The 16,580-nt window shown below is 72.9% G+C and carries 23 protein-coding genes; 16 read left to right on the top strand and 7 right to left on the bottom strand.

Features of this window, described 5'->3' with window-relative positions; translation table 11 throughout:
- Positions 1–41 precede the first annotated feature (41 nt).
- On the bottom strand, positions 42–446 hold the full coding sequence (locus tag EV278_RS17600; protein ID WP_243692246.1) for a DUF559 domain-containing protein: 405 nt from the start codon (positions 444–446) through the stop codon (positions 42–44).
- A gap of 179 nt (positions 447–625) precedes the next feature.
- On the opposite strand from EV278_RS17600, the gene EV278_RS17595 reads away from it, so the two are divergent.
- From EV278_RS17595 to EV278_RS17550, 10 genes are all read left to right on the top strand, one after another.
- A complete protein-coding gene (locus tag EV278_RS17595) occupies positions 626–1,783 on the top strand; it encodes a phage portal protein (protein WP_132094414.1) in 1,158 nt (385 codons plus the stop codon).
- A 137-nt stretch (positions 1,784–1,920) separates the two neighbouring features.
- Positions 1,921–2,166: a hypothetical protein gene (locus EV278_RS17590; protein ID WP_132094411.1), complete on the top strand. Its 246-nt coding sequence runs from the start codon at positions 1,921–1,923 to the stop codon at positions 2,164–2,166.
- Positions 2,167–2,301: 135 nt separating this feature from the next.
- Entirely contained in the window at positions 2,302–2,718 is a 417-nt protein-coding gene (locus EV278_RS17585; protein WP_132094408.1) for an HK97 family phage prohead protease, read from the top strand.
- A 141-nt stretch (positions 2,719–2,859) separates the two neighbouring features.
- Positions 2,860–4,101, top strand: a complete 1,242-nt coding sequence (locus tag EV278_RS17580) for a phage major capsid protein (RefSeq protein ID WP_132094406.1) — start codon at positions 2,860–2,862, stop codon at positions 4,099–4,101.
- 142 nt (positions 4,102–4,243) lie between these two features.
- Positions 4,244–4,513 (top strand): head-tail connector protein, encoded by a 270-nt coding sequence (locus EV278_RS24185; RefSeq protein ID WP_132094403.1) that lies wholly within the window; start codon positions 4,244–4,246, stop codon positions 4,511–4,513.
- The gene (locus EV278_RS24180) at positions 4,510–4,920 is read left to right on the top strand and encodes a DUF3168 domain-containing protein (protein WP_132094398.1); all 411 of its coding nucleotides are present in this window, start codon (positions 4,510–4,512) and stop codon (positions 4,918–4,920) included. Before EV278_RS24185 ends, EV278_RS24180 begins: the two co-directional genes overlap by 4 nt.
- 156 nt (positions 4,921–5,076) lie before the next feature.
- Entirely contained in the window at positions 5,077–5,493 is a 417-nt protein-coding gene (locus EV278_RS17565) for a phage major tail protein, TP901-1 family (protein ID WP_132094395.1), read from the top strand.
- 142 nt (positions 5,494–5,635) lie between these two features.
- Complete coding sequence (locus EV278_RS17560; RefSeq protein WP_132094392.1) at positions 5,636–5,926, top strand: GTA-gp10 family protein; 291 nt, start codon at positions 5,636–5,638, stop codon at positions 5,924–5,926.
- A gap of 13 nt (positions 5,927–5,939) precedes the next feature.
- A complete protein-coding gene (locus EV278_RS17555) occupies positions 5,940–6,137 on the top strand; it encodes a phage tail assembly chaperone (protein ID WP_132094389.1) in 198 nt (65 codons plus the stop codon).
- Entirely contained in the window at positions 6,134–6,664 is a 531-nt protein-coding gene (locus EV278_RS17550) for a phage tail tape measure protein (RefSeq protein ID WP_132094386.1), read from the top strand. Before EV278_RS17555 ends, EV278_RS17550 begins: the two co-directional genes overlap by 4 nt.
- Positions 6,665–6,809: 145 nt before the next feature.
- On the opposite strand, the gene EV278_RS17545 is transcribed toward EV278_RS17550, so the two are convergent.
- The 3 genes from EV278_RS17545 to EV278_RS17535 all read right to left on the bottom strand — a co-directional run bounded on the left by EV278_RS17545 (position 6,810) and on the right by EV278_RS17535 (position 8,270).
- Complete coding sequence (locus EV278_RS17545) at positions 6,810–7,106, bottom strand: GIY-YIG nuclease family protein (RefSeq protein WP_132094383.1); 297 nt, start codon at positions 7,104–7,106, stop codon at positions 6,810–6,812.
- 65 nt (positions 7,107–7,171) lie between these two features.
- Positions 7,172–7,630: a DUF805 domain-containing protein gene (locus EV278_RS17540; protein WP_132094380.1), complete on the bottom strand. Its 459-nt coding sequence runs from the start codon at positions 7,628–7,630 to the stop codon at positions 7,172–7,174.
- A gap of 64 nt (positions 7,631–7,694) precedes the next feature.
- Entirely contained in the window at positions 7,695–8,270 is a 576-nt protein-coding gene (locus EV278_RS17535) for a DUF805 domain-containing protein (protein WP_165916687.1), read from the bottom strand.
- Between EV278_RS17535 and EV278_RS17530 the strand changes: the two genes are divergently transcribed.
- The 6 genes from EV278_RS17530 (at position 8,259) to EV278_RS17510 (ending at position 14,444) form a co-directional block, all read left to right on the top strand.
- Entirely contained in the window at positions 8,259–8,888 is a 630-nt protein-coding gene (locus EV278_RS17530; protein ID WP_132094374.1) for a DUF2460 domain-containing protein, read from the top strand. The genes EV278_RS17535 and EV278_RS17530 overlap by 12 nt on opposite strands.
- A complete protein-coding gene (locus EV278_RS17525) occupies positions 8,888–9,538 on the top strand; it encodes a DUF2163 domain-containing protein (protein WP_132094371.1) in 651 nt (216 codons plus the stop codon). The genes EV278_RS17530 and EV278_RS17525 overlap by 1 nt, the downstream gene beginning before the upstream one ends.
- Positions 9,519–10,094, top strand: coding sequence for an NlpC/P60 family protein (locus tag EV278_RS17520; protein ID WP_132094368.1), 576 nt, complete (start codon positions 9,519–9,521; stop codon positions 10,092–10,094). Before EV278_RS17525 ends, EV278_RS17520 begins: the two co-directional genes overlap by 20 nt.
- 9 nt (positions 10,095–10,103) lie before the next feature.
- The gene (locus EV278_RS24475) at positions 10,104–10,613 is read left to right on the top strand and encodes a hypothetical protein (protein ID WP_165916686.1); all 510 of its coding nucleotides are present in this window, start codon (positions 10,104–10,106) and stop codon (positions 10,611–10,613) included.
- A gap of 2 nt (positions 10,614–10,615) precedes the next feature.
- Positions 10,616–13,417, top strand: a complete 2,802-nt coding sequence (locus EV278_RS17515) for a glycoside hydrolase/phage tail family protein (protein WP_243692245.1) — start codon at positions 10,616–10,618, stop codon at positions 13,415–13,417.
- 85 nt (positions 13,418–13,502) lie between these two features.
- Positions 13,503–14,444 (top strand): DnaJ C-terminal domain-containing protein, encoded by a 942-nt coding sequence (locus EV278_RS17510; RefSeq protein WP_132094365.1) that lies wholly within the window; start codon positions 13,503–13,505, stop codon positions 14,442–14,444.
- 54 nt (positions 14,445–14,498) lie between these two features.
- Here the strand turns inward: EV278_RS17510 and EV278_RS17505 are convergent, their stop codons facing one another.
- Genes EV278_RS17505 through EV278_RS17495 form a run of 3 tightly spaced genes read right to left on the bottom strand, consistent with a single transcriptional unit; the run spans position 14,499 to position 16,428 of the window.
- A complete protein-coding gene (locus EV278_RS17505) occupies positions 14,499–15,029 on the bottom strand; it encodes a GNAT family N-acetyltransferase (protein ID WP_132094361.1) in 531 nt (176 codons plus the stop codon).
- A complete protein-coding gene (locus EV278_RS17500; protein WP_243692244.1) occupies positions 15,017–15,421 on the bottom strand; it encodes a DUF1778 domain-containing protein in 405 nt (134 codons plus the stop codon). Before EV278_RS17500 ends, EV278_RS17505 begins: the two co-directional genes overlap by 13 nt.
- Positions 15,422–15,450: 29 nt before the next feature.
- Positions 15,451–16,428 carry a hypothetical protein gene (locus EV278_RS17495; RefSeq protein WP_132094358.1) on the bottom strand — a complete coding sequence of 326 codons (978 nt, stop codon included), beginning with the start codon at positions 16,426–16,428 and terminating at the stop codon, positions 15,451–15,453.
- Positions 16,429–16,580 lie beyond the last annotated feature (152 nt).

Below are 16,580 nucleotides of genomic sequence, written 5' to 3'. Positions count from 1 at the left end.
AGTCGGCTTCGCCGACAGCTCCCCCAGCGGGGGAGCATCTATCATGGCGTAGATCCTCCCCCTCTGGGGGAGGTGGCCCGGAGGGTCGGAGGGGGTCCGCGCCGCGCTTCCGAAAGGATCGTCGAAAGCGCGCCGTCGACGCATTCCAGAACCTCGACCGCCGGAATCCGCAAGGTTCTGATTCCCTGTCGCGCCATCCAGTCGTCGCGAACAGCATCCAGCCAAGGCCGGTCGCCGGAGGCATGACCTCCGCCGTCCACCTCGACAGCCAGTTTCACTTCGTCGCAGTAGAAGTCGAGCACGTAGGGCCCGATCGGATGCTGCTTGCGGAAATGCAGGCCTTCGAGTCGTCGGACTTTCAGGCCCAGCCACAGCAGGACTTCGGGCAGCGACATCTCGCGTCGCAGCTGCCTGGCGAAGTTTCGTGTGCGCCGTGGCGCGTCCATGAAATTGCCTCCACCGCCGCGAGCCCCCTCCGGCCCTTCGGGCCACCTCCCCCAGAGGGGGAGGATCTATCGCGGCGCGGATGCTCCCCCTCTGGGGGAGCTGTCGCGAAGCGACTGAGGGGGCTTTCCCCGACAACCCTAACATGTTCCCTATTCGTTCTCAACCGCGAGGCGCCGACATGCCCCTGTTCAAACCCCGCCGCCCGCCGGAGGCCAAGGACTCCCGGGCCGCGCGCCTGATCGCCCTGACCACGGCGGGGCGGCCCAAGTGGACGCCGCGGGACTACGCCGCCCTGGCGTCCGAGGGCTTCGGCAAGAACCCGATCGCCTATCGCTGCGTGCGGATGATCGCCGAGGCCGCCGCGGCCGTGCCGCTGGCCGTGTTCGTCGAAGGCCGGCGGGCCGACGACCATCCGCTGCGCCGGCTGCTGCAGGCCCCCAATCCCGAGCAGGGCGGGGCCGACCTGATGGAGGCGTTCTTCGGCTGCCTGCAGGTGGCGGGGAACGGCTACATCGAGGCGGCCCAAGACAAAGGAGGGGGAGAGAATGCTCCGACCGAGCTCTACGCGCTGCGACCCGACCGGATGACCGTGGTCCCCGGGCCGCGCGGCTGGCCGCTGGCCTATGACTACCAGGTCGCCGGCCGCACGGCGCGGATCGGCCGCGACGCCTCGGGCTGGCTGCCGGTGCTGCACCTGAAGCTGTTCAACCCGACCGACGACCATTACGGCTTCAGCCCGCTGGAGGCGGCGGCCTTCGCGATCGACGTGCACAACGCCTCGGGGGCCTGGAACAAGGCCCTGCTCGACAACAGCGCCCGGCCGTCGGGAGCCCTGGTCTACGCCAACCGCGAGGCCGGCGACCGGCTCTCGGCCGAGCAGTTCGAGCGGCTGAAGGCCGAGCTTTCCGACGCCCACGCCGGGACCGCCAACGCCGGCCGGCCGCTGCTGCTGGAGGGCGGCCTGGACTGGCGGCCGATGTCGCTGACCCCGGCTGACATGGACTTCATCGAAGGCAAGCACGCCGCGGCGCGCGAGATCGCCCTGGCCTTCGGGGTGCCGCCCCAGCTGCTGGGCGTGCCCGGTGACGCGACCTACGCCAACTACCGCGAGGCCAACGGCGCGTTCTGGCGCCACACGGTGGTCCCGCTGGCCGAGCGGGCGGCGCGGGCCCTGTCGGTCTGGCTGGCGCCGAAGTTCCCGGGCGCGCGGATCGCCTGCGACCTGGAAGCCGTGCCGGCCCTGTCGGCCGAGCGCGACGCCCTGTGGGCCCGTCTGGAGGGCGCCAGCTTCCTGACCGACGCCGAGCGGCGGCGGCTGGCGGGGCTCGAGGGGTAGTTCACTTGCCCCCACCTGGCGGCTTCGCCGCCTGTCCGCCCCCATAGGGGGCGGAGCCTTCACCGCCTGGCTCTTCCCCCTCTGGGGGAAGACGACCGCGCAGCGGTCCGTAGGGGGCAAGTCCCCAGGAGAAACCCATGACCTCACCTGCCCGCTGGCGGCTCGACCGCCAGGTCTCGCTCGGCCTGCTGGTCGCCGTGGCCCTGCAGGCCGCCGCCGCCCTGATGTGGGCCGGCCGGGCCAGCGCGCGGATCGACGACCTGCGCCAGCGCCTCGACGCCCAGGCCCCGGTCGCCGAACGCCTGGCCCGCCTGGAGACCCAGGCCGACGCGACGCGGGCGGCCCTGGCCCGGATCGAGAGCAAGCTGGATCAACAGCCTTAGCGCACCGACTTGCCCCCACCTGACGGCTTCGCCGTCTGTCCGCCCCCATAGGGGGCGGAGCGCTCTTCCCCCTCTGGGGGAAGACGACCGCGCAGCGGTCCGTAGGGGGCAAGTGATCGCCGCACAGGAGCCGCCATGAACGACGACCTGCCCATCGAAGGCCACGCCTCCCTCTTCTGGACCCGCGACCTCAACGACGACGTCGCCGCCGCCGGGGCCTTCGCCGCCAGCCTGGCGCGCACCGGTCCTGGCGGCGTGAAGATGCTGCACCAGCACGACGACGCCGAGCCCGTCGGCGTCTGGGACGCGATCGAGGAGGACGCCACGGGACTCCACGTCCGCGGCCGCATCCTGCGGACCACGCCGAGGGGCCGCCTGGTCGCCGCCCTGGTCGAGGCCGGGGCGCTGGACGGCCTCTCCATCGGCTTCCGCGCCGTCAAGGCCCGCCCCGACGAGACGGGGCGGCTGCGGGTGCTGACGCAGGTGGAGCTGTGGGAGGTGTCGATCGTGACCTTCCCGATGCTGCCCGGCGCGAGGCTGAAGCGGGCCTGACCCGAAAGAGATCCTCCCCTTCTGGGGGAGGTGGCCCGAAGGGCCGGAGGGGGCGGTTCGGCCGTGGCCGGAAAACCCCCTCAGTCGCTCCGCGACAGCTCCCCCGGAGGGGGAGCATCTGACACCCAACCGGAGACTCCCATGAAGGAAACCAAACAGGCCGCGGCTTCGCCGGAGGCCCGCGCGGCGCTGCACGAGGTGCTGGCGGCGTTCGAGGGCTTCAAGGCCGCCAACGACCAGCGGCTGGCGGCGCTGGAGACCAAGCGGGCCGACGTGCTGCTGGAGGAGAAGGTCGCCCGCATCGACGACGCCGTCTCCCAGGCCCAGGCGCGGCTGGACCGCGTGCTGGCCGACGCCCGCAGGCCGCTTATTGGCGGCCCTCTTGGCGGCGGTGACGCGCCGCTGGCGCGTGTCGACGAGCGCAAGGCCGCCTTCGACCGCTACATCAAGACCGGCGAGGCGCCGGCCTTGCTGCTGGAGGCCAAGGGCCTGTCCGAAGGCGTGGCCACGGCCGGCGGCTATGTCGCCCCGGCCGAGCTGGAGCGGCAGATCCTGCGCCGCCTGCAGGCCTCCTCGCCGATGCGCGACATCTGCCAGGTGCGCACGATCGGGGCGGGGACCTTCCGCAAGCCGGTCTCGACCGCCGGCCTGGCCGCCAGCTGGGTGGCCGAGACCGCGGCGCGTCCCGAGACCGCGGCTCCGACCCTGGACGTGATCGACTTCCCGGCCGGGGAGCTCTACGCCAGCCCGGCCGCCACCCAGGCCCTGCTCGACGACGCCTATGTCGACATCGACGAGTGGCTGGCCGAGGAGGTGCAGGACGCCTTCGCCGCCCAGGAGACCAGCGCCTTCATCGGCGGCGACGGGGTCAACAAGCCCAAGGGCCTGCTGGCCTACACCGCGGCGGCCGACGCTGCGGCGACCTGGGGCCAGCTGGGCTACCTGGCCACCGGCGTGGCCGGCGCCTGGCCGGCGTCGAACCCGACCGACAAGCTGATCGACCTGATCTACGCGGCCAAGACCCAATACCGCCAGAACGGCCGCTTCGTGATGAACCGCCGCACGGTCAGCGCCGTGCGCAAGTTCAAGGACGCCCAGGGCAACTACATCTGGAACGCGGCCCTGCAGCCGGGCCAGTCGGCCTCGCTGCTGGGCTATCCGGTGACCGAGATCGAGGCCATGCCGGACGTCGCCGCCAACGCCCTGGCCATCGCGTTCGGCGACTTCGAGAAGGGCTACCTGATCGTCGATCGGGCCGGCGTCCGCGTGCTGCGCGACCCCTATTCGGCCAAGCCCCACGTGCTGTTCTACACCACCAAGCGGGTCGGCGGCGGGGTGCAGAACTTCGACGCGATCAAGCTGCTGAAGTTCGCGGCGTCGTAGGTCCTTCCCACTTGCCCCCACCTGGCGGCTTCGCCGCCTGTCCGCCCCCATAGGGGGCGGAGCGCTCTTCCCCCTCTGGGGGAGGAGGGTCGCGAAGCGGCCCGGAGGGGGCAAGTTCCTCCAATCCTGGACACACCCCCACATGCCCCTCTCCATCACCCTGGCCGAGGCCAAGGGCTTCCTGCGCGTGGCCGACGCCACGGAGGACGCCCTGGTCGGCCTGCTGATCGACGCCGCCGAGGCGCGCGTCGCCGCCGCCACCGGCCAGGCCCTGACGCCGGCCAGTCCCGCGCCGCTGCGCCTGGCCGCGCTGGTCCTGGTCGCCCACGCCTACGAGCACCGCGACGACGCCGAGCCGCCGCCCGGCCTGGTCGAGGCCTGGCTGGCGCCCTATCGGGAGGCCCGGCTGTGAGCGGCCCCCTGAACGCCGACGCGGCCATCGCCGCCGCCCTGGTCCAGGCCCTGAAGGCCGCGTCTGCCGTTTCCGCCCTGGTCGCCGCCCGCGTCCACGCCGACGCCCCGCGCCATCCGGTCTATCCGTGCGTCAGCCTGGGCCGGCAGGAGAGCCGGCCGTTCGGTCCGGACGCGGACGGCCTGGAGCACCTGCTGACCGTCACCTGCGCCAGCAAGTACGGCGGCCCCGAGGAGGCGCGGGCCGTCACCTCGGCGGTCCGCGCGGCCCTGCACAACGCGCCGCTGGCCGTGGCCGGCCGACGCCTGGTCACCCTGCGCGTCACCTATGCTGACGTCTTCCGCGCCGCCGACCGCGAGCTGTCGCTGGGCGTGCTGCGGGTGCGGGCGGTGACCGAGAGCGCCTAGTTCGACACTTGCCCCCACCTGACCGCTACGCGGTCTGTCGCGGCGAGGGGGCGGAGCCTCGCCCGCGCGGCTCTTCCCCCCTCTGGGGGAAGACGACCGCGAAGCGGTCCGTAGGGGGCAAGCGCTCGCCGCAATATCCCAAACCCGGAGACTCCCATGGCCGCCCAAGCCGGCAAAGACATCCTGCTGAAGATCAGCGACGGCGCGCCGACGCCGACCTTCACCACCGTGGCGGGCCTGCGGGCCCGGACGATCAGCCTCAACGCCCAGACCATCGACGCCACCGACGGCGACAGCGCCGGCCGCTGGCGCGAGCTGCTGGCCGGGGCGGGCGTGCGCTCGGTCGCCGTCTCCGGCGGCGGCGTGTTCCGCGACGCGGCGTCCGACGCGATGGTCCGCGACAGCTTCTTCGCCCAGACCGCCCGGGTCTGGCGGCTGGTGATCCCCGACTTCGTGCAGCTGGAGGGGCCGTTCCTGGTGGCGGCCCTGGAATATGCCGGCGAGCACGACGGCGAGGCCGCCTTCGCCCTGTCCCTGGCCTCGGCCGGGCCGGTCACGTTCACGGCGATCTGAGGCTCACCTCCTTGCCCCCACCTGGCGGCTTCGCCGCCTGTCCGCCCCCATAGGGGGCGGAGCCTCATGCCGGAAGCGCTCTTCCCCCTCTGGGGGAAGACGACCGCGAAGCGGTCCGCTCGCCGCACTGGAGAACATCACCATGCCCGTCCCCAACCCCGCCCGCGGCGAGGTCGTCGTTCCGCTGGCCGGCGCGCCGCGCCGCCTGTGCCTGACCCTGGGCGCCCTGGCGCGGATCGAGGCGGTCCTTCGCCTGGACGACTGGAGCGCCCTGCCCGAGCGGTTCGGCCGGCTGTCGGCGAGCGAGCTGCTGGCCGTGCTGGCCGCCCTGCTCGAGGGCGGCGGCGAGGATCCGGCCGTGCTGGACGCCGCGCCGGTATCGATCCCCGAGTCGGTCGCGGCCGTGGCCGCCGCCCTGGCCGCCTGCGCTTAGGGGCCGCCTGCGCATGAACGCCCGCTGGCGCGCGGCCCTGCGGCTGGCCAGCCTGCAGCTGGCCCTGTCGCCCGAGGCCTTCTGGCGGCTGTCCCTGGCCGAGTGGCGAGCCCTGACCGAGGCGCCGGCCGCGCCGGCCCTGGACCGCGCGGCGCTGGACGCCCTGATCGCCCGCTTTCCCGACGATCCGATCCCTTGGGAGATCCCATGAGCGACTTCGACCCTGATGGCCTCGACGCCGTCCCCGCCCGCGCCGCCGAGGCCGCCGCCGCCCTGGCCGCCCTGCGCGCCCCGGCCGAACAAGCGGCCCGCACCATAGACGAGGCCTTCGCCAGGGCCGGGACGGGCCTCGTCCGCTCGCTGGCCCACGCGGCCGCCGACGGCAAGGTCAGCCTGGCCGAACTGGCCGGAGCGGTGCTGAACGCGGTGTCGGCCAGTTCGGGCGGCGGAGGCGGGCTGGTCAAGGCCCTGGCCGGGGCGGTCAGCTCGGCCCTTTCGGGGGCGAGGGCCGACGGCGGCCCGGTCTCGGCGGGCGGCGCCTATCTGGTCGGCGAGCGCGGCCCCGAACTGTTCCGCCCCGCCGGCGCCGGCGTGGTCGAGCCGCTGGGCGGGGCTGGGGGCGGGATGAATGTGACGATCAACGTCGCGGGCGGTGACGCCGCGGGCCTCGCCCGCTCCGACGCCCAGCTGGCCCAGGCCCTGGCCCGGGCGGTGAGCCTGGGCGCGCGGAGGCTGTAGCTTCCCAAAATCCGCTCATCCCGGCGAACGCCGGGACCCAGATGGAATGGCTTTGAGGCTGACGCCAAGGGCTCAGAGCTCTTCCAATCCGCCACACCGCCTTGGGATCTGGGTCCCGGCGTTCGCCGGGATAAGCGGTCTAGGGTCAGGCGTTGAGGTTCAGATCGGGGAAGAGGTCCCGCCAGGTTGGATTTTCGGCGGCCTCGATCAACATGAGCTTCCAGGAGCGCCGCCATGCCTTGATGCGTCGCTCCCGCCGAAACGCTTCCTCGCGGGTTTCGAAGACCTCGTACCAGACCAGGATCGTACAGTCGTACTTCGCCGCGAAGCCGCGGCGGAGATGTTGCCGATGCTCTTCGATCCGCCGCGGCAGGTCATCGGTGGATCCGGTGTAGAGCGTGCCGTTTCGGCGGCTCGCCACGATGTAGCAATAGAAGGCCATGCAGCATTTCCCCACCGCCGAGGCGATGGGGAAAGCTTGGAAATTCGCGTTTCGGTTTTCGGACCCTACACCACCACCGGCGTCAGCGGCGGCTCGCCATAGCGGTTCTCGCCCGGCTGGCCTTCGGTGATCCCCAGCCACAGGGTGAAGCCGACCACGGCGACGAAGGCGATGGCCAGGCTGACGAACAGGCCGCCGACCCCGGCCAGGGCCGCCCAGCCGGCGTCGCCGTTGGTCAGCTCGGCCAGGACCGCGCCGAAGCCGATCGACATCGCCGAGCCGACGATCAGCACCGGCCCCAGCAGGATCGGCACGAGCTGCCACCAGCCGCTGCGGCCCATGTCGTGCAGGCGCTTGGCGCACAGGCAGACCCAGGCGAAGATCGCGACCAGGCCGATGACCTGGCCGATCAGCGGGATCCAGCCGGCCACCACGTGAGCGCCCAGCAGCATCAGCCAGCCGATCCAGAACACCTGACGGCCGATCCGGCCCTCGGCCGAGAAGAACAACGATTTCCAGTCCATTTCCAGCTCCCAATCCTGAGCTGAAACTAGGGCCGACCGGCTCGCGGTTTAAGTGAATTGCAAGTCATGACGCGGGTTTAACCTGGGTGGCGATCTCGTCCGCCCTGGGTCCGGCAAGGCCGACCCACAGGCTATAGAACGGCCAAGCCAGGATGGCCGCCGCGCCCAGCGCCATGGCCGCGAACATCATTGTGTCGGAGCCCTCTACACCGGGGCCATTCTGGAACATCAACCGCAGGCTCGGCAGCAACAGGGCCAGCGGTGTCCCCAGTAAGGTGAGCAGGCTTAGCGATATCAGGCTCCAGGGCGGTCGGCCCGCGTCCCGCAAGCGCTTGAGATGCAGGCACAGGCCCACATAGGGGACCAGGACCACGGCGCCGAACAGGATGGTTCCCAGCGTCGCCGTCACGAGATTTTCGCCCAGTGTCTTGAGCAACAGCAGGTTCGTGGCCGCCAACGCGAGCGGCAGGCCGTAGAGCGCCAACGCTGACCAGCCGAAGGCCCGGCGTCCGATCCCAGCTGGGCTCAGCAATAGTTTGAATCCGCCCAAGCGCTTCACCTCGATCCTGTTGCGCCCATCAACCACGGCGCATCGCGTCGGCAAAGCTTTACAACCTTCGGAGGCTTCATGTCCTTCCACGAGACGCGCCTGCCGGCGCGGCTGGCGTTCGGCTGCACTGGCGGGGTCGAGCGGCGGACCCAGGTGACGACCCTGGCGTCCGGCTTCGAGCGGCGCTCCAGTCCCTGGGCCCAGGGGCGGCGGCGCTACCTGATCGGCACGGCGGTGCGGCCGCTGGACGACGCGGCCGAGCTGGTGGCGTTCTTCGAGGCGCGGCGCGGGCGGCTGCATGGCTTCCGGTTCCGCGACCCGGCCGACGGCAAGTCGTGCGCCCCGTCCCAGGCGCCGGCCGCCACCGACCAGCCGATCGGGACCGGCGACGGGGCTCGCAAGGTCTTCGCCCTGGCCAAGACCTATGGGACCGGCCCGACCGCCGTGGTCCGGCCGATCGTCAAGCCGGTCGCCGGCACGGTCAAGGTCGCGGTGGCCGGCGTGGCCCTGGCGGCCGGGGCCTTCACGGTCGATACGACCACCGGCCTGGTGACCCTGGCGACCGCCCCGGCGGCCGGGGCGGCGATCACCGCCGGCTTCGAGTTCGACGTGCCGGTGCGCTTCGACGGCGACCGCATCGACGTGACCCTGGAGAGCTTCAACGCCGCCCGGGTCGGGGCCGTGGCCCTGGTCGAGGTGCGGGTCTGATGCGCGCGGTCCCACCCGACCTGGCCGCCCGCCTCGAGAGCGGGGCGGCCAGCCTGTGCCACGCCTGGATCCTGACCCGGGCCGACGGGACGGTGCTGGGCTTCACCGACCATGACCGCGACCTGGTGGTCGACGGCGTCGTCTGCAAGGCGGCCAGCGGCTGGACCGCCGGGGCGGCCGAGACGGCGGCCGGCTTCGCGCCGGGCCAGGCCACGGCGGTCGGCGGCTTCGACGACGCGGCGCTGTCGGAGGCCGACCTGGCGGCCGGGCTCTATGACGGGGCGCGGGTCGATTGCCGGGTGGTCGACTGGTCGGCGCCCCCGCTGGCCGTGCGGCTGTGGTCGGCCCGCGTCGCGGCGGCCAAGACCGAGGGCGGGGCCTTCACCCTGGCCCTGGAGGGTCCGCTGGCGGCGCTGGACCGGGTGACCGGCCGCACCTTCGGCCGGTCGTGCGACGCGGCGTTCGGCGACGCCCGCTGCGGGGTCGACCTCGCGGCCTTTCCCGGCGCGACCTGCGACAAGCGCTGGGCCACCTGCCGGGAGCGGTTCGGCAACGGCCTGAACTTCCGCGGCTTTCCGACCGCCCCAGGCGAGGATTTCCTGACGCTGTATCCCGGCGAGGGGGAGCGGAATGACGGCGGGCGGCGGTGAGGGGATCACTTGCCCCCACCTGACCGCTTCGCGGTCTGTCCGCCCCCTTGGGGGGCGGAGCGCTCTTCCCCCTTCGGGGGAAGACGATCGCGAAGCGATCCGTAGGGGGCAAGCGCTGGCCGCCGAAGCGCCGACCGGCGCCGCCGCCCTCGCCGAAGCCCGCCTGTGGCTGGGCACGCCCTACCAGCACCAGGCCTCGCTGCGCGGCGTCGGCTGCGACTGCCTGGGCCTGGTGCGCGGCGTCTGGCGGGCGCTCTACGGCCCCGAGCCCGAGATCCCGCCGCCCTATCGCCCCGACTGGGCCGAGCTGGGCGGGCGCGAGCTGCTGGCGCAGGCGCTGGACCGCCGGCTGGTCCGGCTGGACCTCGCCGCCGCCAGCCCGGGCGACGTGCTGCTGTTCCGCATGGCCCCGGACGCCCCGGCCAAGCACTGCGCGATCGCCTCGGCCGAGGACCGGATGATCCACGCCTACTGGGGCCGGGCCTGCGTCGAGAGCTGGCTGGGCCGCTGGTGGCGCCAGCGGCTGGTCGGCGCCTTTCGATTCCCGAAACCCTGAAGGACACCCATGGCCCAGGTCATTCTCTCCGCCGTCGGCACGGCCGTGGCGGGTCCCGTCGGCGGCGCGATCGGCCTGGCGGTCGGGGCGGCGATCGACAGCGCCGCGCTCGACGCCCTGACCCCCGCCCGCCGCGTCGGGCCGCGCATTCCCGAGCTGCGGCTGTCGGGCGCGGCCGAGGGCGCGCCGATGGCGGCGGTGTTCGGCCGGGCCCGCGTGGCCGGCCAGGTGATCTGGGCGGCGCGGTTCAAGGAGCGCTGGCTCGACGGCCGGTCCGGCGGCGGCAAGGGCGCGCGCACGACCAGCGCCGCCTACAGCCTGTCGTTCGCCGTGGCCGTCTGCGAGGGGCCGATCGAAGGGATCGGCCGCGTCTGGGCCGACGGCAAGCCGATGGACATGGCCGGAGTGGTCATGCGCGTCCACACCGGGGCCGAGGACCAGGGGCCCGATCCCCTGATCGCGGCCGTCGAGGGCCCAAGTGACGCCGGCGGGACGCCGGCCTATCGCGGCGCGGCCTGAAGGTGACCCTCTATCCGTTCGTGCTGATGGACGTGCCGGCGGGGAACGGCCTGCCCGACCCCTATGGCGGCGCGCGGCAGGGCGCCTATCCCTGGCGCGGGCGGATCACCTGCCATCCCGCCGCCGGCCGTCCGGGCTCGCCGGACAGGACGGCGGCCGCCGGGGCGCAGGTCGCCAGTTTCTTCGGCGCGGCGACAGCGAGCCAGTTCGGGGCGGCGGACGGCCTACCGACCTATGGCGGTCCGGCCGGCGACTGGGGCCTGCGGCGGATGCTGCTGCACTACGCCAAGCTGGCCCAGCTGGCGGGCGGGGTCGACGGCTTCATCCTGGGCTCGGAGCTGCGCGGCCTGACCACGGTGCGCGACGGGGCTTCGTCCTATCCGGCCGTGAGCGCGCTAAAGAGCCTGGCCGGCGAGGTCCGGATCCTGCTGGGGCCGGCGACGAAGCTGGGCTACGCCGCCGACTGGAGCGAGTATTTCGGCCACCAGCCGGCCGACGGCTCCGGCGACGTCCATTTCCACCTCGATCCGCTGTGGAGCGACGCCAACATCGATTTCGTCGGGATCGACTTCTACCCGCCGATGGCCGACTGGCGGGACGGCGACGACCACCTGGACGCCGGGCGGGGCGGGCCGCACGACCTGACCTATCTGCGCGCCAATCTGGTCGGCGGCGAAGGCTTCGACTGGTTCTACGCCTCGGACGCCGACCGTCTGGCCCAGGTCCGCACCCCGATCACCGACGGCGCCTACGCCGAGCCCTGGGTGTTCCGGCCCAAGGACCTGCTGTCGTGGTGGAGCCAGCCGCATTTCGACCGGACCGGCGGCGTGCGCGCCACGGCGCCGACGGCGTGGGTTCCCCGCTCCAAGCCGCTGCGGCTGGTCGAGTTCGGCTGCGGCGCGGTCGACAGGGGCGCCAATGCGCCGAACCTGTTCGTCGACCAGAAGAGCGCCGAGAGCGCCCTGCCGCCGTTCTCGGACGGGACCCGCGACGAGCTGGGCCAGCGGCGGGCGCTGGAGGCGGTGCTGGCCCACCTGGCTGATCCGGCGACCAATCCGGTCTCGCCGGTCTATGGCGGGCCGATGATCGAGGGGGCGGCGGCCTGGTGCTGGGACGCCCGGCCGTTCCCCGACTTCCCAGCCCGCGGCGGCGTCTGGGCCGACGGGCCGAACTGGACCCTGGGCCACTGGCTGAACGGCCGGGCGGGGATCGCGCCGCTGCCCGAGCTGGTCGCCGCCCTGGCCCAGCGGGCCGGCGCGGCGGTCGACCCGGGCGAGGCGGGCGGCAGCGTGGTCGGCTATGTGGTCGACCGGCCGATGCGGCTGCGCGACGCCCTGGCCCCGCTGCTGGAGGCCTTCGCCCTGGACCCGGTCGAGCGCCAGGACGGCGTCGCCCTGGCCGGCCGCTCGGGCGCGCCGGTCCTGACGCTGGGCGACGACGACCTGGCCTGGCCGGAGGATCGCGTCGCGCCGCTGACCGGCGCCCGGGCCCTGGCCGCCCCGGTCCAGGCCCTGCGCCTGCGCTTCATCGACGCCGCCCGCGACTACCAGACCGGTTCGGTGATCGTCCGCCGCGAGGCGGGGGAGGGGAGCGCCGACCTCGACGCGCCGCTGGTGCTGGCCGCCGCCGACGCCCGGGCCGTGGCCGAGCGGCTGCTGGCCGCCGCCGACCCGCGCGAGGCGACCGTCCACCTGTCGCCCCTGGCCGCCCTGCGGCTGGAGCCCGGCGACCGGCTGGACCTGCCGAGCCTGGTCGGGGACGGCGCGGTCTGGCGGGTGACGCGGGTCGACCTGGACGAACATCCCCGCGCCCAGCTGGCGCCGGTGGTCGAGCCGGTGCGGGTGGGCGGCGACCTGGACTGGTCGCCCGCCGCGCCGCGCGAGGTCCCCGGCCCGCCGGTGCTGCACGTGCTGGACCTGCCGGGCCAGGCCGACGAGCGGCCGCTGGTCGCGGTGGCGGCCTCGCCCTGGCGGGCCTTCGACGTCCAGGCCGGCGCGGGCGTCGAGGCCCTGCGCGTGCGGACCACGGCGACCGTGCCTGCCACGCTGGGCGTCACCCTGTCGGACCTGCCGGCCGGGCCGCTGCATCGCTTCGACCCGGCCACGCGGCTGACCGTGCGGCTGGAAGGCGCGGCGCCGGTCAGTCGCGACCGCTCGGCCGTGCTGGCCGGGGCCAACGCCTTGGCGGTGCGCGGGGCCGGTGGTGAGTGGGAGATCGTCCAGTTCCTGACCGCCGAGCCGGTCGGCGCCGACACCTGGGTCCTGTCGGGCCTGCTGCGCGGCCAGGCCGGCAGCGACCCGGCCACCGCCGCCCTGACCCCGGCCGGGGCGGCGGTGGTGGTGCTGGACGAGGCCTTGGTCCGCGCCGACCTGGCCCTGGCCGAGCGCGGCCTGCCCCTGACCTGGCGCGCCGCCCCGGCCGGCGGCCCGGCCTCGGGACCGTCGATGAGCCAGACGGTCGAGACCTGGCGCGGCCTGTCGGCCCGGCCCTGGTCGCCGGCCCACCTGCGGGTCCGGTCCCAGGGCGGCGACGTTGTCGTGACCTGGATCCGCCGGACCCGCCTGGCCGGCGACGGCTGGGACGCCGAGGTCCCGCTGAGCGAGGAGCGCGAGGCCTATCGCGTCGAGATCCTGGACGGCGAGCGGGTGATCCGGACGGCCGAAACCGCCACCCCGGCCTTCACCTACACGGCCGTCCAGCGGGCCGCCGATTTCCCCGCTGGACCGACCGGGGTGATGGCTGTCAGGGTCGCCCAGGGCTCGGCCCTGTTCGGCTGGGGCGCCGTGTCACGGGCCTTGCTGTGATAATAATGCAACATAACGCTTGCGCGCCGCGCCGAACGGCCTAATTGAGGCGTTCCGCCTGTTTGAACTGACGTGAGGAGCCTCCTTGGCGCGCGACCCCTATCTGGAGCTTGGCGTTTCCCGCACCGCGAGCGCGGCGGAAATCCGCAAGGCGTTCCACAAGCTCGCCAAGCAGCATCACCCCGACGCCAACAAGGGCGACAAGAAGTCGGAGGAGAAGTTCAAGCAGGTCAGCGCCGCCTTCGACATCCTGGGCGACGCCGACAAGCGCAAGAAGTTCGACGCCGGCGAGATCGACGCCGACGGCCGCGAGACGATGCGCGGCGGGTTCGGCGGCGGCGGCAACCCGTTCGGGGCCGGCTTCGGCGGGCGCGGCGGCGGCTTCCGCGGCAGCGGCGGCGGCGAGGGGCCGGAGATCGATCTCAACGACCTGTTCGGCGACATCCTGGGCCGCAATCGCGGCGCGGGGGCCGGGGCGGGCGGCGGCTTCGGCGGCGGCTTCGCGGCCAAGGGCGCCGACGTGCGCGCCCGGCTCGACATCGACCTGGAGGAGGCGATCAAGGGCGGCAAGAAGCGCGTGGCCTTCTCGGACGGCCGCACGATCGACGTCACCATCCCGGCCGGCGCCCAGGAAGGCCAGACGCTGCGCCTGAAGGGCCAGGGCAGCCCGGGCCGCGGCGGCCAGGGCGACGCCCTGATCGAGCTGGCCATCAAGCCGCACCCGATCTACCGGCCCGAGAACGGCGCCCTGGTCATGGACCTGCCGGTCAGCGTCCCCGACGCGGTGCTGGGCGGCAAGGTCGAGGCCCCCACGCCCGACGGCCCGGTGACCCTGACCGTCCCCAAGGGCTCCAACAGCGGCGCCAAGCTGCGGCTGAAGGGCCGCGGCCTCTCCGACGCCAAGGGCCACCGCGGCGACCTGTTCGCGCGGCTGGTGGTGACCTTGCCGGACGCGCCGGACCCCGAGCTGGAGAAGTTCGCCGAGACGTGGCGGGACAAGCGGCCCTACGCGCCGAAGCGGCGGTAGCGGGGCGGTCACCACGCCCTCTCCGGCGACCTGCGTTCTGTCGTCGAAAAGCGTTCAGCCAAAGGCCGCGATGATGGTTTCGATGGGCAGGAACAGCGTGCGGCTCTCCGCCGGATATTCGATGAATTCAGCGCAAGCCAGATAGAACTGTCTGGCCCGCTGATCCTTGGCTTGAACGAGGACCGCGCCGATCCCGATGCTTTGCGAAGCGATGGCGATCCTTCGAAGGGCGTCCGAGAGAATGTCGGCGCCGAGGCCGCGGCCGGCATGGGAGCGGCTGACCGCCAAGCGGCCGATCACGGAGACCGGGATCGCCTCCGGGGCGTTGCGGCGGAGCTTGCCTGGCGCGGCCTCCCGGTCCACCGCGCCTGCGGAAATGCAGAAATAGGCGACGACGCTGGCGCCTTCACAAACCACATAGGTCCTGGAAAAGCGGCTCTCGTTCTTGAGCGCGCGTTGTTTCAGCCAGTCGTTCAGCGCCGGTTCGCCGCAATCGAAGTTGGAGAGATCGTGCTCCGCCGTCAAAGGGACCGGAGCCGACAGCTTGGCCTGCGACTCTCCGGCGCCCGACGCTAGGTCTTCCACGCGGGGACTCGACGCAGCAGCGCGCGCAACTTCGGTCCAGGCGCTGGAGGATTGTCGAGTACATGGACGAACGCATCGTAGCGTTCGGAGTCGAGGGCGAACAGGCGTTGATCCAGCAGCACGTCGATCGCGAGCGCCCGGGCGCTTTCGATCATGAACTCGGTTCGGGTCTTTCCCAGGATGGCGGCGGCGTCATCAATGAGCTGGCGAGTCTGCGTCTCGATACGCAGGTTGATGCTGCCCTTGACCTCGGCGCCGGACGGGGAGGGCTCCGCGCTTGTCGCGGCTCCCGAAGGCAAGTCGGCCAATATAGGGGCGTGGCTCTTGACCATTCGAGCATTGTTGGGCAACGTATCCACGTTGTCAATACGAAGGGTGACGAGGCCGGTCATCGAACGCCATCCACGGGCGTCGAACCATCTCACCCCACCCCGTTCGGCAGCGCCGCCTTCTTGATCAGATAGGCCCCCTGGCCGACGCCGAAGCTGCCCAGCAGGGCGGTGTCGACGTCGGGGAGGGTGGTGGCGCGGACGATGTCGATCATCGTCAGGAACTCCCAGCTGGCCGCGGCGAAGATCAGGGTGGCGACGCTGCTGATCAGGATCATCTGGAAGTCGCCCAGGTCGGCGGCGCCGTAGTCGTTGAGCACCAGGTCGGCGATCCGGGGCCGGGGTGCGACGCCAGGCGGAGCGGGCGCGCCGTCGACGGCGGGGGCGGCCGCGGCGTTGGCGTCCTTCTGCACGGCCACCACCTTGGCCGCGCCGAACGACAGGCCCGAAAGCCCGGTCATGGCCAGGACGTTGGTGGTCATGGCGATGCCGCCCATGAACTCCCAGCCCAGGAACCAGGCGCGCAGGATCAGGGTCGCGCCGTAGACCATGGCCACCACGCCGAACCACAGCGCCATCTGGGTCTGGGAATTGCTCATGCGGTTGTCGTTCCCGACCAGGAACCGCCAGGGCCGGCCGGCGGTGGCCAGGCTGGCGAAGGCGGCGATCACCGCGAAGGCGGCGACCAGGGCGATCGTCCGCTGCAGGACTGGCACGGGCCGCGCCAGGCGGGTGATCTGGACCACATGCTGCGGGCTCAGCGGATCGTCCACCGTCAGCCAGACCCGGTCGCCGGGCCGCGCGCCCAGGTCCAGGGCCTGCTTGTCGGCCGGCCGGTCGACGGTCAGCGTCACCGGGCCGGGCGCGCCCGTGGGCAGGACGGTCAGCTGGTCGGCGTTGGCGCCCAGCCGGGACGGCGAGACGCCGAGGGCCTGGATCACGCCGTCGACCGGGGTGGGGCTGGCGCTGGGCGGCGGCGGGTCGGCCACGGCCGCGGCGGCCAGGCTGCTCAGGCCCGCCGCCAGCGCCCAGGCCAGGAACGACGGCCTGACATCTCCGAATAGTCGCATGCCTCCCCCCAAAAAGACGGCGCCTTCAGGATCCGGACCCTCAAGGATCCGTCGCGGCGCATGGCGCGTTGGGCTGTAACCCGCGGACCCTGCACGCGAAGATTGCACGCTAGGGCCGGGCGATTTCACTGGCAAGTCCGCGGCGGAGGCGT

This window comes from Caulobacter sp. BK020, from assembly GCF_004342605.1.
GTDB lineage: Bacteria > Pseudomonadota > Alphaproteobacteria > Caulobacterales > Caulobacteraceae > Caulobacter.
Note: the sequence above shows the minus strand (reverse complement) of the source record. Positions and strands in the feature narration are given on the sequence as shown.

Excerpts from the sequence above, each read along its gene's own strand:
- EV278_RS17530 (WP_132094374.1), top strand. The coding sequence starts at position 8,259 with ATGTCCTTCCACGAGACGCGCCTGCCGGCGCGGCTGGCGTTCGGCTGC.
- EV278_RS17555 (WP_132094389.1), top strand. The coding sequence starts at position 5,940 with ATGAACGCCCGCTGGCGCGCGGCCCTGCGGCTGGCCAGCCTGCAGCTG.
- EV278_RS17550 (WP_132094386.1), top strand. The coding sequence starts at position 6,134 with ATGAGCGACTTCGACCCTGATGGCCTCGACGCCGTCCCCGCCCGCGCC.
- EV278_RS17520 (WP_132094368.1), top strand. The coding sequence starts at position 9,519 with ATGACGGCGGGCGGCGGTGAGGGGATCACTTGCCCCCACCTGACCGCT.
- EV278_RS17500 (WP_243692244.1), bottom strand. The coding sequence starts at position 15,421 with ATGACCGGCCTCGTCACCCTTCGTATTGACAACGTGGATACGTTGCCC.
- EV278_RS17585 (WP_132094408.1), top strand. The coding sequence starts at position 2,302 with ATGAACGACGACCTGCCCATCGAAGGCCACGCCTCCCTCTTCTGGACC.
- EV278_RS17560 (WP_132094392.1), top strand. The coding sequence starts at position 5,636 with ATGCCCGTCCCCAACCCCGCCCGCGGCGAGGTCGTCGTTCCGCTGGCC.
- EV278_RS17545 (WP_132094383.1), bottom strand. The coding sequence starts at position 7,106 with ATGGCCTTCTATTGCTACATCGTGGCGAGCCGCCGAAACGGCACGCTC.
- EV278_RS17565 (WP_132094395.1), top strand. The coding sequence starts at position 5,077 with ATGGCCGCCCAAGCCGGCAAAGACATCCTGCTGAAGATCAGCGACGGC.
- EV278_RS17495 (WP_132094358.1), bottom strand. The coding sequence starts at position 16,428 with ATGCGACTATTCGGAGATGTCAGGCCGTCGTTCCTGGCCTGGGCGCTG.
- EV278_RS17580 (WP_132094406.1), top strand. The coding sequence starts at position 2,860 with ATGAAGGAAACCAAACAGGCCGCGGCTTCGCCGGAGGCCCGCGCGGCG.
- EV278_RS17540 (WP_132094380.1), bottom strand. The coding sequence starts at position 7,630 with ATGGACTGGAAATCGTTGTTCTTCTCGGCCGAGGGCCGGATCGGCCGT.
- EV278_RS17600 (WP_243692246.1), bottom strand. The coding sequence starts at position 446 with ATGGACGCGCCACGGCGCACACGAAACTTCGCCAGGCAGCTGCGACGC.
- EV278_RS24475 (WP_165916686.1), top strand. The coding sequence starts at position 10,104 with ATGGCCCAGGTCATTCTCTCCGCCGTCGGCACGGCCGTGGCGGGTCCC.
- EV278_RS24185 (WP_132094403.1), top strand. The coding sequence starts at position 4,244 with ATGCCCCTCTCCATCACCCTGGCCGAGGCCAAGGGCTTCCTGCGCGTG.
- EV278_RS17595 (WP_132094414.1), top strand. The coding sequence starts at position 626 with ATGCCCCTGTTCAAACCCCGCCGCCCGCCGGAGGCCAAGGACTCCCGG.
- EV278_RS17525 (WP_132094371.1), top strand. The coding sequence starts at position 8,888 with ATGCGCGCGGTCCCACCCGACCTGGCCGCCCGCCTCGAGAGCGGGGCG.
- EV278_RS17590 (WP_132094411.1), top strand. The coding sequence starts at position 1,921 with ATGACCTCACCTGCCCGCTGGCGGCTCGACCGCCAGGTCTCGCTCGGC.